At 69.4% G+C, this 15246-nt stretch carries 12 protein-coding genes; 4 read left to right on the top strand and 8 right to left on the bottom strand.

Going from position 1 to position 15246, the window contains the following annotated elements:
* Nucleotides 1–3 precede the first annotated feature (3 nt).
* A complete protein-coding gene (locus tag NR810_RS19745; protein ID WP_257454513.1) occupies nt 4–558 on the bottom strand; it encodes a peroxiredoxin in 555 nt (184 codons plus the stop codon).
* 229 nt (nt 559–787) lie between these two features.
* On the opposite strand from NR810_RS19745, the gene NR810_RS19740 reads away from it, so the two are divergent.
* Both NR810_RS19740 and NR810_RS19735 read left to right on the top strand, forming a co-directional pair.
* Complete coding sequence (locus NR810_RS19740) at nt 788–2392, top strand: sigma 54-interacting transcriptional regulator (protein ID WP_257454511.1); 1605 nt, start codon at nt 788–790, stop codon at nt 2390–2392.
* Nucleotides 2389–3222, top strand: coding sequence for a DUF3014 domain-containing protein (locus NR810_RS19735; protein WP_257454510.1), 834 nt, complete (start codon nt 2389–2391; stop codon nt 3220–3222). The genes NR810_RS19740 and NR810_RS19735 overlap by 4 nt, the downstream gene beginning before the upstream one ends.
* A 6-nt stretch (nt 3223–3228) precedes the next feature.
* Here NR810_RS19735 and NR810_RS19730 read toward each other — a convergent pair whose 3' ends face one another.
* The 4 genes from NR810_RS19730 to NR810_RS19715 form a co-directional block, all read right to left on the bottom strand.
* Nucleotides 3229–4035, bottom strand: a complete 807-nt coding sequence (locus tag NR810_RS19730) for a GNAT family N-acetyltransferase (protein WP_257454508.1) — start codon at nt 4033–4035, stop codon at nt 3229–3231.
* A gap of 5 nt (nt 4036–4040) precedes the next feature.
* Nucleotides 4041–6467, bottom strand: a complete 2427-nt coding sequence (locus NR810_RS19725; protein WP_257454506.1) for a lytic transglycosylase domain-containing protein — start codon at nt 6465–6467, stop codon at nt 4041–4043.
* Between the two features lie 264 nt (nt 6468–6731).
* A complete protein-coding gene (locus tag NR810_RS19720; RefSeq protein WP_257454505.1) occupies nt 6732–7643 on the bottom strand; it encodes a DUF3396 domain-containing protein in 912 nt (303 codons plus the stop codon).
* The gene (locus NR810_RS19715; RefSeq protein ID WP_257454503.1) at nt 7643–8500 is read right to left on the bottom strand and encodes a hypothetical protein; all 858 of its coding nucleotides are present in this window, start codon (nt 8498–8500) and stop codon (nt 7643–7645) included. Before NR810_RS19715 ends, NR810_RS19720 begins: the two co-directional genes overlap by 1 nt.
* Before the next feature lie 80 nt (nt 8501–8580).
* Between NR810_RS19715 and NR810_RS19710 the strand changes: the two genes are divergently transcribed.
* A complete protein-coding gene (locus tag NR810_RS19710; RefSeq protein WP_257454501.1) occupies nt 8581–9678 on the top strand; it encodes an AAA family ATPase in 1098 nt (365 codons plus the stop codon).
* Between the two features lie 85 nt (nt 9679–9763).
* Nucleotides 9764–10843: a M24 family metallopeptidase gene (locus NR810_RS19705; RefSeq protein WP_257454499.1), complete on the top strand. Its 1080-nt coding sequence runs from the start codon at nt 9764–9766 to the stop codon at nt 10841–10843.
* Here the strand turns inward: NR810_RS19705 and galE are convergent.
* Genes galE through glf form a run of 3 tightly spaced genes read right to left on the bottom strand, consistent with a single transcriptional unit; the run spans nt 10840 to nt 15219 of the window.
* Nucleotides 10840–11817, bottom strand: a complete 978-nt coding sequence (gene galE / locus NR810_RS19700) for a UDP-glucose 4-epimerase GalE (RefSeq protein ID WP_257454497.1) — start codon at nt 11815–11817, stop codon at nt 10840–10842. The two genes, NR810_RS19705 and galE, sit on opposite strands and share 4 nt — an antisense overlap.
* The gene (locus NR810_RS19695; protein WP_257454495.1) at nt 11738–14089 is read right to left on the bottom strand and encodes a family 1 glycosylhydrolase; all 2352 of its coding nucleotides are present in this window, start codon (nt 14087–14089) and stop codon (nt 11738–11740) included. The genes galE and NR810_RS19695 overlap by 80 nt, the downstream gene beginning before the upstream one ends.
* On the bottom strand, nt 14086–15219 hold the full coding sequence (gene glf / locus NR810_RS19690) for a UDP-galactopyranose mutase (protein ID WP_257454493.1): 1134 nt from the start codon (nt 15217–15219) through the stop codon (nt 14086–14088). The genes NR810_RS19695 and glf overlap by 4 nt, the downstream gene beginning before the upstream one ends.
* Nucleotides 15220–15246: the final 27 nt, after the last annotated feature.

Raw genomic sequence — 15246 nt, 5'->3', positions numbered from 1 at the left:
GTATTACCCCGCCTTCGCCAGCTTCTTGGTGAGGGTCTCCTCGCCCTTCTGCCAGTTGCAGGGGCACAGCTCGTCCGTCTGGAACGCGTCCAGCGTGCGGAGCACCTCGCTCACGTTGCGGCCCACCGACAGGTCGTTCACCGACACGTGCCGGATGATGCCCTGCGGGTCGATGATGAAGGTCGCGCGCAGCGCCACGCCCGCGTCCTTGTGCAGCACGCCCAGGCCCGTGCTCAGCTCGCGCTTGATGTCGGCCAGCATGGGGAAGGGCAGGTTCTTGAGGTCCGGGTGGTGCGTGCGCCACGCGTGGTGCACGTACTCGCTGTCGGTGCTCACGCCGAGCACCTGCGCGCCGCGGTCCTGGAAGTCCTTCTCACGCTTGCCGAACTCGGCGATCTCGGTCGGGCAGATGAAGGTGAAGTCCTTCGGCCAGAAGAAGAGGACCAGCCACTTGCCCTTGTAGGTGTCCTGGTTGATCTCCTTGAACTCCTTGCCCTTCTCCAGGCTCACAACACCGGTCACGTTGAATGCGGGAAGCTTGTCGCCAACGGTCAGCATTTGGTTCGACTCCTTTGGGTTGTTGAGGCCTGCCTGCCTGGCAGACCGGCTAAGGGTTTCTTCGCGTACTACTTGGAGCAGCCTCCGTGCCAGGGAAACGACACCCGTGATTCCAAAGGGTTGACTCTTCCTCACTCCCTGAACGGCGCTGCCACTTCGGTGCATACCGAAACTTCGGTGTCGGACGCCACTGACATTTCGGTGGCGCTCCGGTTATTTAAGCTGACGCATGGCGGACGACATCGTTGCGGTGACGCGAACCGGGCCCCTGAGGGATGCCCGGGACCTGATCGAGCTGGCGACCTCCGAGGAGGCCGTGGGGGAGCTGCTGCGCCGGGGCCTGGACTGGCTCACCCGCGTGGTGCGCTTCGACCTCGCCACCCTCTTCTTGCTGCGAGAAGGGAAACTGGTGTCGGTGGCCGCGCGGGGGCCGCTGGCCTCGGAGAAGGTGCGCCGCCACGAGCTGAAGCTGGCGGACTTTCCCACGCTGGGACAGGCACTGGAGACGCGCCGCGCCCGGGCCTTCACCCAGGAGGACCACGCGCACGGAGATGGAGACCCCTTCGATGGGGTGCTCGACCTGCCGCCGGGGCACTCGTGCATGGTGGTGCCGCTGTGCGCGGGGGAGCGCTGCTACGGCCTGCTGACGTTGGACAGGACGGAGTGCGAGACGTACCCGCAGGCGGTGGTGGAGCTGGTGGAGGTGTACGGGCAGATGCTGGCCACCTCGCTGCAGCAGGCCGAGCAGAAGAGCACCTTCGAGGTGCTGCACCGGCGGGAGCACGAGCACGCGCGGCTGTTGGAGTCGCAGCTGGGCGGGGACGAGGTGGGGGTGTTGGAGACGTCGCGCAGCCCGGCGGTGCGCGAGCTGGCGATGCGGGGGCGGCAGGTGGCGGAGACGGACACGCCGGTGCTGCTGCTGGGGGAGACGGGCACGGGCAAGGAGCGGCTGGCGCGGGCGGTACACCGCTGGAGCTCGAGGGCGGAGGGGCCCTTCGTGACGCTCAACTGCGCGGCCATCCCCGCGGGGCTGCTGGAGAGCGAGCTGTTCGGCCACGTGAAGGGGGCCTTCACGGGCGCCACGCGCGACAGGGCCGGGCGCTTCCAGATGGCGCACGGTGGCACGCTCTTCCTGGACGAGGTGGGTGAGCTGCCGGTGGAGCTCCAGGCCAAGCTGCTGCGGGCCCTCCAGGAGAAGACCTTCGAGCCGGTGGGGAGCGATCGCACGGTGCGCTCGGACGCGCGGATCCTCGCGGCCACCCACGTGGACCTGCAACAGGCCATTGCCCAGCGGCGCTTCCGGGAGGATCTGTACTACCGGCTGAGCGTCTTCCCGCTGCGGCTGCCCCCGCTGCGCGAGCGGCTGGAGGACCTGCCGCAGCTGTGCGCGTTCCTCCTGGCCGAGCTGGCGAAGCGCACCGGACGGCGGGGGATGAAGGTGACGGCGGAGGGCATCGCCCGCCTCGCGGCCTATGACTGGCCGGGCAACATCCGCGAGCTGGCCAACGCGCTGGAGCGGGCCACCATCTTGTCGCGCAAGCCGGAGCTGGGGGCGGAGGCCTTCGATCTGCCCCTGCGCACGCCAGGGACGAAGGCGGGGGCGGAGCCGTTGCCACTGCCACCGTTGCCGGAGGGCGCGGTGCCCACGCTGGAGGAGGTGCAGCGCCAGCACATCCTGCGCGTGCTGGCGTTGACGCAGGGCCGCATCTACGGCCCGGGGGGCGCGGCGGCGCTGTTGGGTCTCAAACCCTCCACGTTGCAGAGCCGGATGAAGAAGCTGGGCATCGCCCGGTTGGAGCAGTACGTGGCTCGTACCCCTCAGGAGGAATCATGAGCGATCCGCAGCAGCCTCGAGGTGTCCCTGTCGCCGCACCGCCGCCCAGGTCCTCTGGCAAGGCCCTGGTGGTGGGCATCGTCGCGGTCCTGATGGTGGGGGCCGGCCTTGCCTGGTACTTCCTGCGCGGTGAGAAGCAGGCCCCGGCTCCGGCCGCTCCCGCCGGGCCAGTGGCCGCCGCTCCAGCGCCCTCGGCGGACGAGGATGCCGGGACTCCCGCCGTGCGCCTGCCGCCCCTGTCTCAGAGCGACGCCCGCGTGCGCGAGCTGGTGGGCCCTCTGTCCCCCCAGCCCGATCTTCAGAAGTGGCTCTCCTCCACCGAGGATCTCATCCGGCGCTTCACCTCGGCCATCGGCAACATCGCCGAGGGCGAGAGCCCGCGCGCGGCGCTCGCGTTCCTGGCGCCCCAGGGGGCCTTCCAGGTCGCCGAGCGCGATGGCCGCACCTTCATCGCCCCCGAGAGCTTCGCCCGTTACGACCCCGTGGTGCGTGTCGTCTCCTCGCTCGACACGCAGGCCACCGCGCGGGCTTACGGCGTGCTCAGGCCGCTCATCGACGAGGCCCACAAGGAGATCAGCCGCCCCGGCCAGGGCTTCGAGCAGACGCTCGCGAACGCCATCCAGCGGCTGCTCGACACGCCCGTGCCCGAGGGCGACATCGAGGTGGTGGACACGCCGGGCGTGCACTACGCCTACGCGGCCCCGGAGCTGGAGCAACTCGGCGCCGCGCAGAAGCACCTGCTGCGCATGGGGCCGGCCAACGCGCGCGCCATCCAGGCGAAGCTGCGCGAGCTGCGAAGCGCGCTCGGGCTGCCCTCCGCGAGCCGCTGAGCCGGCTCACCGGCCCTGTGGGGGCGCCGCCATGTAGAAGTGGAGGCGCGTCACGGGCCGGTAGCCCATGCGGCGGTAGACGGGCAGCCCCACCGGGGTGGCGTGCAGCACCGTGCGTTCGATGCCCCAGGCCTGCTTCGCCTCGTCGAGCGCGTGCCGCATGACGGCCTCGGCGCAGCCGAGCTGCCGGTGCGAGGGCAACGTGGCCACCATGGAGATGTAGGCCACGCCGTTCACCCGGATGACGGCCGTGCTGGTGGCGGCCTCCCCCTGACGGAAGCCGACATAGCCCCTGCCTTCACCCGAGAAGAGGGCCGGCACGTCGAAGGCCTCGCGCCCCACCGGTATCGGCACGTCGTAGCAGCGGGAGTTGACGTCGCAGAGGTGCTGTCGGCCCTCGGCATCCCTGGCCTGGCGGATGTCCATCACCGGCAGGGGCCGCATGGGCGGCGCGAGACGCTCGGCCACCATGCCCGTGGCCACCAGGGAGGGCGCCAACCCGTGGGGGGCCAACAGCGCCTCGGCCCGCGTCCTCAACCGGGGGGGCAGCTGGTCCTCGCACAGGGCGAACATCCACCCGTGCTTCCCCGGCGCGAAGTAGCGGGCGGCGGTGGCCGCGGCCCGCCCCAGGGCCTCCTCGGTCTCCACCGGACCGGGGAGGAAGGCCGCGTTCATCATCGACCAGGAGACGTTGCTCGACGCGATGGACACCTCGGGCAGGTCGAGTACCTCCCCGGCGACACTGTTCCTGGCGAAGAAGCGCCAGGCGTCATGGAACTGGGTGTTGGATTCGTGAATCTCGTCGATGGACATGGGGCTCAGCGCGAGCCCGCATTATTGGAGCCACGCTCCCCGAAGGCCAGCGTGGTGAGCGAGTCCGAGGCGTTGAGGAGCTGGTAGGTCGCGGCACTGCCGAGCACGCGCTTGACGTAGAGGCGCGTCTCCTCCACCGGAATCTGCTCCACCCACTCGTCCAGCTCGGCATCGGGGAAGCGCGACAGCCAGCGATCCACCGCGCCGGGACCGGCGTTGTAGCTGGCGACCGCGAGCGCCGGGTTGCCCGCGAAGCGGCGCTGCAGGCTGCCCAGGTACGCCGAGCCGAGGCGGATGTTCTCCCGGGGCTCGAGCAGCGCCGTGGGCGTGGCCAGCGGCACGTTGAGCTGGCGCGCCACCGCGAAGGCCGTGGCGGGCATGAGCTGGGCCAGCCCGAGCGCCCCGGTGGACGAGCGCGCCCTGGGGTTGAAGGCGCTCTCCTCGCGGATGAGGGCCTGCATCAGGTCCGGGTTCACCCGCGCCGCCCGGCTGTGCCGCACCACCAGGTCGCGGAAGGCGTGCGGGTAGGCCGCCGAGTAGATGAGGCGCGTCTCGGCCTCGGTGGGCGCGGCCAGTCCCTCGCGGCGCAGGGCCCAGGCGATGGGGCGCGCGTGACGCTCGTGGCCGGTGGTGTTGAGGATGTGGAAGAGCAGCCGGATGGACTCCTCGCTGCGGCCCTTGCGGTCCACGGCCAGCAGCTCGGCGGCGCCTTCCCGGTGCTCCAGCCTCATCAGCTCGATGCCGGTGATGAAGTGGGGATCCTTCGCGAGGTTGCCCGCGTCCAGGGGCCAGACATCCATGACGCTCACGGGGGCGCGCAGCTTCTCGGAGACGGCGCGGGCCCGCTCCGGAGCCTCACGTGCCAGCCGGGAGCGCGCCATCAGCCCGTACCACGTGGCCGCGCCCTCGGCCGCCACCCGCTCCAGCAGTGCATGGGCCTCCGCGGCGCGGCTCTGCGTCATCAGGATGCGCGCGCGCCAGTAGCGGGCCCGCTGCACCGACTCGTGCGTGGAGCCCTTGCCCTGGAGGGCCTCGATGCGGGAGAGGGCCTCGAGCGCCGCGTCGGGCTGGCCCTCGGCGCGGTACACCCAGAAGCGCTGGAAGAGGGCCTCGGCCGCGAAGTTGCCTTCCGGATAGCGGGCGATGAGCTGGTCCAGGTAGCTCATGGCCGCCGCCTTCTCCCCGCGCTCCAGCGCCTTGCCGGCCGCGTAGAAGAGGGCGTCGTCCGCGTAGGGGTGCTGCGGGTAGTCCTGCGCGAGCTTCAGGTAGGTGGCGACGGAGCTCTCCGGCTCCACCACCGACTCCGAGTAGCCCAGCACGTAGAGGGCGCGCGGGCGGAGCGCGGCGTCCTGGCACTGCTCGACGACGGGCCGCAGCGCGCGGATGGCCAGCGAGTGCTTACGCTCCTTGCGCAGCGCCGTGCCGTAGGCGAAGTGCGCGCGGCAGGCGAGCGGATCCGGCAGCTCCATCTTGGGCAGCAGCCGCTCCAGCATGTCCAACGCCTCGAGGTTGTGGTGCAGGGAGAGCAGCGTCTCGGCGCGCGCCACCTTCCACTTGGGCACGTAGGGCAGATCGCGCAGGCCCTTCACGGCCGCGGAGGCTTCCCTGGAGAAGGGGTGGAGCGCCCACACCGCGAGGTGCGCCCGGTGCTCGCCGTTGTAATCTGCCTGGTAGCGCGCCAGCCGGGCGATGGTCAGCCACGCCTCGGCCTGGGCGGGGTTGTTGGGCTTGGGCGTCTCCGTCTGGACGATGGGAGTGAGGGCCGCCAGGGCGCCGGCGTAGTCCCGCTTCTTCTTCTCGAGGATGTACGCCATGCCGAAGCGGGCCTCCTCGTAGCGCCGGGCGCCGGGAGACACGGCCGAGTAGTGCTGGACGGCCTCGGTCCACTTGCGCAGCCGCTCATAGGCGCGCGCCGCCTCGAAGTGGCAGTAGTCGCGCAGGGGCGGGTGGGCCTCGGCCAGCGACGCGAGCTCCTCGGCCGCCGTGGCCCACTGGCCCATGCGCAGGGCGCTCATCGCCCGGAGGTAGCGCACCGGGGGCGTGGCGTCCTGCGTCTCCAGTATCTGTCGCGCGGTGCGGTATCGGCCCCGGTCGAAGGCGTCCTTGGCCTTGGCGAGCTCTCCCTCGGCGAAGTAGGACGTGAGGTCCGCGCGCTCGAACTTGTGCACCCAGCGGCGCTCCCCCGGGGGGACCTGTTCCACGGGTCCGAGGGTGAACTCGGGAGGGGCCTCCTCGTCCTCACTGTCCAGCGAGGAGTCCAGTTGATGCTTGGACGAGGCGCTCTCGGCGAGGTTGGAGATCTCTCCTTCCTGTTGCGGAGCGGGCGGCTCGGCCCAGGCGGGCGCCACCCAGAGGGCGGCCATCAGCGGCCAGCCCATCAGCTGACTCGCGGGCCGCAAGAGGCCTCGGAGCGTCGCGTGTTCCAGTCCCACACCATCCCCCTTGTTCGAGGCACGCACAGCGCGTGAGGGCCTAGAACTAGGAACGGCTTTCAGGCACGGGGAGTGTGGGACGATGGCGCTTTGCGAGCGTGCGTTGTCTCGTGCACGGCACACATGCCCGCCGGGGGGCAGGCGAGCAGGCTGCATGACAGCTACCGCGAGTGATTCACACGCTCTGAGAACGCGGGAGTGGGCGCTTCTCATGCAGTGCGAATGCGCACGGAGAGCGCAGTGTCACCTGGGTGGCAGCGAGCGTCAGTCGAGGAAGCGCCGCTCCCACCGCCGCATGTCCTCCTCGCTGAAACCACTGAAGCGAGCGCGGCCCATGTACAGCCAGGGTTCCAGCACGCGTGCCAGCTCGCGGTACTCGGGCAGCGTGTGGCCCTGCTCCGTATCTCCCGCCTCCGGCCATTTCCCCAGCGTCACCACCGCCCGCTCTCCTTCGAGTTCCTGCACGGCGGTGCTGGGCGAGTGAAGACGCTGTCGCAGGCCAGTGGCGCCACCCAACTCACCCAGGACGGGAGGACCCAGGAAGTTCAGCCAGTGCACCCCGTCCACCCGCGTGCCGATGGAGAGGGATTCGAAGTGCACTCCTGGAATGTCCAGGCCGGGATGGCGGAAGGACAGGTCACGGATGCGCTCCGTGGTGCCGAGCATGCTCTCTGGGAAGTGGAAGGCGAGGCCGGCATGGCCGGTGGTGAAGGGCAGCTCCGTCGCCAGTTCCAGCGCCAATTCCCGCACCTGCTCTGGCCCGTGCTCCTCCATGTATTCCGTGGGGAGGCGGAAGGACACCACACTGGTCTCATCTTCATCGGCCACGTCGAGCAGCCGACCGTAATAGAGAACCTCGTATCCCGTGGTTTCACTGGGTGACTCACGCAGCCAGAGTTGGGCGATGGTTCCTGTGAGCAACATCTGCCGCAAGTTCGCCCAGCTTTTGTCATCAAGTTGCTCCCAGTCGCCGCTATCCGGGTCGATGTACCAACCGAGCGCCTGGGGCCCGAGCTTGTGGCGATACGCTTCCAGGGCGCTAATCACCTGCTGCACTACCTCCTGGTAGGAGCGCCTCATGTACAGAGTGATGCTCACGCTCTCCCGGATGAAGAGGTGGCTTCCTCCCACGAGCTTGTTTTTGTAGAGACGTACGCGCGGGTAGTGCTCGCTCATCATTTGACTCCTTCGGGAGTGACGAGTCTGGGCTCGCTCTTTCCTCCAAGGAGTGCCTTTCTATACATCGCTCTTTGATCGTTCGGATGATGAGGCTGGCCTTTGGTGGATTTTCTCCAAGAAGGTTCGTTATTGGCCGGGCAGGGAAACTTGAAGTCGTAGACATGCCGAACCTGGTTCGGATCGCCAGCGGCGTGAATCACGATGTCGGGCACCAGCGATCCCCAGAGCTTGCCGGTCAGCCCCAATTCAAGCCACTCCGCCACCTTCTTGGGGTCGAGCCGCATCCACCGTCCCGTGGCCGTGTCCTGCTGATAGGTCGGCTCCACGGTGACGTTCTCCGAGAAGCGCTCGGCGAACGCTGCCCGTGCACAATCCAGGGCCAGCTTGTGCTTCCTGGCCCCGAGCTCCATGGCACGCGTTATTTCCTTGTCCCCCTCCTTGCGGAGCACCTCCTTGCACTGCTCCCGGGTGGGCTCCTGCCCCTGGAGTTCCTTGTCCCCGGCGTTGACCTGTTGATGGGCCGCCTTGGCGCACTGGGTCAGTACCTGCTCGACGACCTGGACCTCCGTGTCCGCCAGCATCGTCGCGAGGGTGGCGGTGGTGCGGGCCGCGCGCGCCGCGCGCGACAGCCAGGGAATGATGGCGTCGTCTCCCGACTGGCCGTAGCAGGCGGGGTTGCGCAGGCAGCCGCTCGTCGCCGAGTCCGTGGACTGTGCGTAGTGGCTCGGTGTGCGGTGTCCCGCCGCGGACGTGGAGCCCACCTTGCTTCCCGAAAGAGTCCCCGTGGCGCATCCGGCCAGCACACCGAGAATGACCAGGCCAGGCACGCTCGACGCAGTGAAACGGGTGAACATGTGACAGCTCCTCCTGGGGGCAGTCAGCCGGTCAAGATACCCCTGAACCGTGTCCCGGGCGTGTTCTAGGGTGTGGTGTCATGCCCATCACCCAGCTCGAGGTCGCCGGGTACCGCTCGGTGCGCAAGCTCGTCCTGCCCGTGGGGCCGCTCACCGTCATCGTGGGGCCCAACGGCAGCGGGAAGACGAACCTCTACCGCTCGCTCTACCTGCTGTCCGCCGCGGCCGAGGGCCGGCTGGCCCAGGTGCTCGCGGAGGAGGGCGGCGTGCCCAGCGTGCTCTGGGCGGGCTCGCGCGACAAGAAGCCCCTGCGCATGACGGTGGGTGTCTCCCTCGACGACCTCGCGTACGAGCTGAGTCTCGGCCCGGTGCCCACCTCGCCAACGGATCCGACCCTCTTCAAGTTGGACCCGGAAGTGAAGGAAGAGCACCTGTGGACCGTGGATGGAAAGCGGCGGGCGGTGCTGATGGAGCGCAAGGATCGCACGGCCTTCGTGCGCGACTCCGAAGGGAGCCGGACCACGTTCCCCGTGCAGCTCTGGGCCAGTGAATCGGTGTTGTCCCAACTCGCCGAGCCGCACCGCTTCCCGCGCCTGTCCGAGCTGCAACGCACGTTGCGGATGTGGCGCTTCTATCACCACTTCCGCACGGATCCGGACGCCCCCATGCGCTCGCCACAGGTGGGCGTGCGCACCCCGGTACTGGCGCATGACGGGCGCGATCTGGCCGCCGCACTGCGGACCATCATCGAGATTGGGGACCACGAGGCGCTGGAGCGGGCCCTCTCCGATGCGTTCCCCGGCTCTCGGTTGGAGGTGCAGGCGCCTCAGGGGCGCTTCAGCCTCTTCCTCCACCAGCCGGGGCTGCTGCGTCCCCTGGCGGCGCGCGAGCTGTCGGACGGAACGCTGCGCTACCTGTGCCTCCTGGCGGCGCTCCTGAGCCCCAGGCCCCCGGCGTTCCTCGCGCTCAACGAGCCGGAGACGAGTCTGCACCCGGATCTGTTGGAGCCCCTCGGCCGGCTCATCGTGGATGCCTCGATGCACAGCCAGGTCTGGGTGACGACGCACGCCGAGCCCCTGGCCCAGGCCATCGCGAAGCGCTCACGCGCGGAGCCGTTGCGGCTGACGAAGGAACTCGGGGCGACGGTGGTGGAGGGGAGCGAGGCGCCGGAAGACTGACCCGCCGCTGTCCGGCCTTGTGCTTCGCGGCGTTCGGCCCCATGGTCCATCTTCCCCATAACTTCTGTCACCACGTGGAGCCGTCATGAACGAACTGTCGACCAAGCTCGCCCTGGTGCGAGCAAACATGCAGGAGCACGGGTTGGGCGCGGTCCGCCTGCGAGGCGTGGACTGGTTCGCCTGGGCGACGTGTGGTGGCTCCAGCGTCGTCATCCTCACGGCGGAGGCCGGCGTCGCGGAGGTGCTCATCACCCCTGACGGGGCCTGGGTGCTCACGGACGTCATCGAGGAGGCGCGGCTGGAGCAGGAGGAGGTCCCCGCGGGGCTGCCGGTCTGGGCCCACCCGTGGACGGACAAGGCCCGGCGCGAGGCCTTCGTGTCCGAGCGTCGAGGAGCTGGCTCCATCGCCTCGGACCGGCCCACCGCGGGCGAGGTGCCGCTGCCAGCGGGTCTGCTGCGTGCCCGCTGGTCGCTCCTTCCCGAGGAGCTCGAGCGTTACCGCGCGCTCGGACGGGAGTCGGCCGCGGCCATGACCGACGTACTGCTCGCCGCCAGGCCCGAGTGGACGGGATTCGAGCTGGCCGGCGCCGGAGCCGAGGCGCTCTGGGCGCGAGGCATCCATCCCACGCTGACCCTCGTCGGTGAGGAGCGCCGTCTCCCCCTGCACCGGCACGCCACGGCCTCGAAGGAGCGGCTCGGGGGCCGGGCCATGCTCGTCTTCTGCGCCCGCCGGCACGGCCTCTTCGCCAACCTCACCCGCTTCGTCTACTTCCGGCCCCCCTCCGCCGAGGAGCGCCGGCTCATCACCGACGTGGCGCGCATCGAGGCCGCCGCGCTCCAGGCCTCCCGCCCGGGCGCCACGCTCGGTCAGGTCTACGACGCGCTCGTCCAGGCTTATGCCGCGGCCGGGCATCCCGGGGGCGAGGCGTTCCACCACCAGGGGGGCTCGTGCGGCTATCTCTCCCGGGACGTGGTGGCGCTCCCCGGCATGACGGTGGCGCTCGAGCTCTACAACGCGGTGGCGTGGAACCCCTCCCTGCCCGGGGCGAAGATCGAGGACACCATCGTCGTGTCCCCGGATGGCCTGGAGAACCTCACCGTGGACCCGCGCTGGCCCACGGTGCAGGTGGAGGGGCTCCCGAGGCCCGACGTCCTCGTGCGCTAGCGGTTGCGCTGCATCCAGCGCCAGGCGGACTCGACGATGGCGTCCAGCTTCTGTTGCGTGGGACGCCAGCCCAGCTCCCGGACGATGCGCGCGGAGCTGGCGATGAGCACCGCGGGATCTCCCGCCCGCCTCGCTCCCTTGCGCACGGGAATGTCCCGTCCCGTGACGCGGCGGGCGCAGTCGATGACCTGCTTCACGCTGTAGCCCTCTCCACCGCAGCCCAGGTTGTAGATGGAGCTCGGGTGCCCCTTGGCCAGCGCGTGCAGGGCGAGGATGTGCGCCTGCGCCAGGTCCACCACGTGGATGTAGTCGCGCACGCAGGTGCCATCCGGGGTGGGGTAGTCATCGCCGAAGACGGTGACCTCGGGCAGCTGGCCCGTCGCCGCCTGGAGCACCAGCGGGATGAGGTGCGTCTCGGGATTGTGCCGCTCGCCGCTGCGCTCGGTGGCGCCCGCGGCGTTGAAGTAGCGCAGGCTCACGTACTTCAGCCCGTGCGCCCCGTCGTACCAGCGCAGGGCCCGCTCGAAGGCGAGCTTCGTCTCGCCATAAGGGTTGGTGGGCTGGGTGGGGTCGGTCTCCTCGATGGGCTGCTTCGCCGGCTCACCGTAGACGGCGGCGGTGGAGGAGAAGACGAGGTACTTCACCTCCGCCCCGAGCATGGCATCCAGCAGGCTGAGCCCCCCGAGGACGTTGTTGCGGTAGTACTTCGCCGGCACCTTCACCGACTCGCCCACCAGCGAGTCGGCCGCCATGTGCACCACCGCCTCGACCTTGTGGTGGGCGAGCGTCTCGCGCAGCAGCGCCGTGTCGAGCAGATCGCCCTTCACGAAGGTGGCGCCCTCCACCACCGCCTCCCGGTGGCCCTTGTAGAGGCTGTCGTAGACGACGACCTCGTCACCCCCCCGCAGCAACTCCTCCGTCACCACGCTCCCGATGTAGCCCGCACCGCCCGTCACCATGACTTTCATCGGCATTCCCTCCACACTCCACGCAGGCCACCCGGCCACCGCCGGCCGCCTTTCGCGCGGGCTTGTGCTCATCCTCCTCGAGGTAACGCTCGAGGGCCTTGGCGAGCGGGGGCATCAACTGTGCGCGCTCGCTCCCCAGGACGCTATAGCGAGGTCGCGCCGCTGCCCACCCGAAAGAGATCAGGGGCCTGGCCACCACCCGCCGCGGATCCAACCCGGCCAGACGGGCGGCCTGGGTGGCCAGCTCCGCCCACGTCACCTCTCCCTCGTTGGTGAGGTGCCAGACGCCGCTCGCCTCGTCGAGGAGCAGATCCAGGCAGGTGTGCACGAGATCCGGCACGTACGTGGGGGAGACGATCACGTCGTTCACCGCCGCGAAGCGCTTCCCGCTCGCGAGCGCTCCGAGCGCGAGGGTGACGAAGTTGTGGCGATCCCATGGGCCGAAGAAGGCACCCGTGCGGATCACCAGTGCCTCGGGCATCCGCCCCAGGACCCGGCGCTCGGCTTCCACCTTGCTCCGGCCGTATTGGTTGAGCGGTTGGACCCGGCTGCTCTCCAGATAGGCCGAGCTGCGCGAGCCACCGAAGACGAGATCCGAGGAGAAGGTGACCAGCCGCACGCCATTCGTGCCGCAGAGGGTGGCGAGCACCTCCGGACCGACGGTGTTCTCCCGGAAGCACCGCTCGGCATCCAGCTCGGCGTCATCCACGCGCACGTAGCCCGCGGCGTTGATGACGGCCCAGGGCTGGTGTCGCTCGAGTGCCCTCTCCACCGATTTCGGTGAGGCGATGTCCAGCTCCTGACGTGACAGGAGCTTGAAGGCGATACCCCGGTTCGTGCACAGCCGGGCGAAGGCGCGTCCCAGCGTCCCGGTTGCTCCAGTGATGAGCAGGGGACGGGGTGCCTCGGAGCCCGGGCGCCGGGGGGGCACGTACGTCACGTAGGGCACCGGGCTGTCACCGTGGAGGCTCGCGGCGAAGTTCGGCTCCGGCCTGTCGTCACGCCGCCACCAGCCCGGCGAGGCGAGCACCGGGTGCTCGAAGTCCCCACGAGTGGCCAGCGCGTGTGTCATGTGGGCCAGCGCGGTGGGGCGCGGGCGCGGCGAGCGTATGTCGAAGACGCCCGGCTCGTAGAAGCCGCGCTCGGCCGTCACCAGCGTGTTCCAGTCGTAGGCCCCCAGCAGGCTCCACACGGTGAGGGCGCGCACGTCGACGCCCTCCTGGCGCAGCGAGCAGGCCGCGTCCCATGCCTCGCCCAGCCAGCGGAGCTGGTCCTCCCGTGTGCAGCCCAGGTGCACCTCGGTGAAGGCCACCGGCAGCCGGTAGCGCTCCCACGCCCACGAGAGCACGTCCCGATGGCCGGAGATGGCGTCCTTCCACACCCCGGCCACGTGCACGTCCGCGTAGGCATCGCGTCCGTTGCCGCCGTGGGACCAGGCCGGGTAGTGCTCCATCCGCTCGTCGAGCAGCCGGTCGCTGGTGATGTAGTAGTTGAGCCCCACCACGTCCGGGGGCATGGGGTTGTCGAGGAACCACCCGAGCTCCTTCTCGGAGACGCCCCAGCTCAGCAGGTGGGGCCACAGCGGGTGGTGGCGGTCGATGCGCCCGCAGAGCAGGTCCAGGCTCAGCCAGCGCCGGTGGTTCTCGAACTCCGCCTGGTAGACGAGGTGCGGGGTGCTGTAGGTGCGCCCCATGTCCTCTGTCTGGATCAGGCGGGCCCCGGGTGTCACCTCGCGGATGGCGCGCATGGCCTCCACGATGGCGCGGCACTGCACCACCATCGTCCGCGCGAACGTGGTGTAGTCCTTGCCGTGCGGGTACCAGTGGCCGTACAGCCCGCTGAAGCGCCCGGTGGTCAGTGGCTCGTTGACGGGGGTGTAGTCCTCCACCCACGGGTAGCGCTCGGCCACGGCCCGCGCGTACTGCGCCAGCTCGAAGGGGAAGGCCGGGTCCACCAGGCTGGTGTGCCGCGGCCCGCTGCCGTGGTGCACGAGTCCGACGATGGGCCGCACCCCCAACTGCCGCAGCCGTGCCAGCCGCGCGTCCGGCCACGTCCAGTCCGCCCGCGAGGGGCCGAGCGGTGCGAGCTGCTCCCAGAGCACCGGGTAGCGCAGGGCCTTGATACCGAGCGCGGCGATGAGATCCAGATCCTCGATGCGCTCCCAGTGGCCACTGCGCCGCATCTGGTCGAAGTACCGGTCGCCCACGCGGTTGACCGTGCCTTCGATGCCGCCCCACAGCTCGGGGAGTCCCCGAGGTCCTCCGGAGGTAGGGCTCACGCGTGCCCCTCCACCTGCATCTCGAGCAGATCCCTGCGGCGCACGCCGATGATCTTCGTGCACAGGGTGAGGGCCTGCGCCACCACCTGGTCCATGTTGTAGTACTTGTACGTGGCCAGCCGTCCCACGAAGTGCACGCCCGGGGTGTCCTTCGCGAGCTGCTCGTACTTGCGGTACAGCTCGGCGTTCTCCGGGCGGGGCACCGGGTAGTATGGGTCTCCCTCGGCCGTGGGGTACTCGTAGACGACGCTCGTCTTCGGGTGCTCCTGCCCGGTGAGGTACTTGAACTCGGTGCAGCGCGTGTACGGGTACTCGTTGGGGAAGTTCACCACCGGCGCCTGCTGGAAGCGCTCCTGGCTGTGCGTCTCGTGGCGGAACTTCAGGGAGCGGTAGGGCAGCTTGCCGAAGCAGTAGTCGAAGTACTCGTCCACCGGGCCGGTGAAGATCATCTCCCGGTACGGGATGATGTCCTTGACCTCGTGGTAGTCGGTGTTCAGCAGCACCTTGATGTTGGGGTGCGCGAGCATCCGCTCGAACATCCGGGTGTACCCATGCAGCGGCATCACCTGGTACTTGTCGCTGAAGTAGCGGTCATCCCGGTTGGTGCGCACCGGGATGCGGGCGATGACGGTGGAGTCCAGCTCGCTCGGATCCAGGCCCCACTGCTTGCGCGTGTAGTTGCGGAAGAACTTCTCGTACAGCTCACGCCCCACCTTGCTGAGGACGACGTCCTCGGAGGTGCGGATGGCCTCGCGCTTCTCGGCCAGCTTCTGCAGGAAGGCCTCCACCTCGAAGGAGGTGAGGTTGAGGCCGAAGTACTGGTTGAGCGTGGTGAGGTTGATGGGGATGGGCATCAACTGCCCGTCCACGCTCGCCAGCACCCGGTGCATGTAGGGCCGCCACTCGGTGAAGCGGCTGAGGTAGTCGAAGACGTCCTGGGAGTTGGTGTGGAAGATGTGCGGCCCGTACTTGTGCACGAGCAGCCCGTCATCGTTGTAGTGGTCATAGGCGTTGCCGCCGATGTGGGGCCGCTTCTCCACCACGAGGACCTTCTTGCCGTGGACGCTGGCGAGCCGCTCGGCCATCACGCTGCCCGCGAATCCCGCTCCCACCACCATGTAGTCGAACATCGTCGTCTTCCTTGTCGGGGCGCACGC

This window comes from Archangium lipolyticum (genome assembly GCF_024623785.1).
GTDB classification, from domain to species: Bacteria; Myxococcota; Myxococcia; order Myxococcales; family Myxococcaceae; genus Archangium; species Archangium lipolyticum.
Note: the sequence above shows the minus strand (reverse complement) of the source record. Positions and strands in the feature narration are given on the sequence as shown.

Bases quoted from the DNA above. Each gene is read 5' to 3' on its own strand.
- NR810_RS19705 (WP_257454499.1), top strand. From the start codon at position 9,764: ATGAACGAACTGTCGACCAAGCTCGCCCTGGTGCGAGCAAACATGCAG.
- NR810_RS19715 (WP_257454503.1), bottom strand. From the start codon at position 8,500: ATGTTCACCCGTTTCACTGCGTCGAGCGTGCCTGGCCTGGTCATTCTC.
- glf (WP_257454493.1), bottom strand. From the start codon at position 15,219: ATGTTCGACTACATGGTGGTGGGAGCGGGATTCGCGGGCAGCGTGATG.
- galE (WP_257454497.1), bottom strand. From the start codon at position 11,817: ATGCCGATGAAAGTCATGGTGACGGGCGGTGCGGGCTACATCGGGAGC.
- NR810_RS19740 (WP_257454511.1), top strand. From the start codon at position 788: ATGGCGGACGACATCGTTGCGGTGACGCGAACCGGGCCCCTGAGGGAT.
- NR810_RS19735 (WP_257454510.1), top strand. From the start codon at position 2,389: ATGAGCGATCCGCAGCAGCCTCGAGGTGTCCCTGTCGCCGCACCGCCG.
- NR810_RS19710 (WP_257454501.1), top strand. From the start codon at position 8,581: ATGCCCATCACCCAGCTCGAGGTCGCCGGGTACCGCTCGGTGCGCAAG.
- NR810_RS19730 (WP_257454508.1), bottom strand. From the start codon at position 4,035: ATGTCCATCGACGAGATTCACGAATCCAACACCCAGTTCCATGACGCC.
- NR810_RS19720 (WP_257454505.1), bottom strand. From the start codon at position 7,643: ATGAGCGAGCACTACCCGCGCGTACGTCTCTACAAAAACAAGCTCGTG.
- NR810_RS19745 (WP_257454513.1), bottom strand. From the start codon at position 558: ATGCTGACCGTTGGCGACAAGCTTCCCGCATTCAACGTGACCGGTGTT.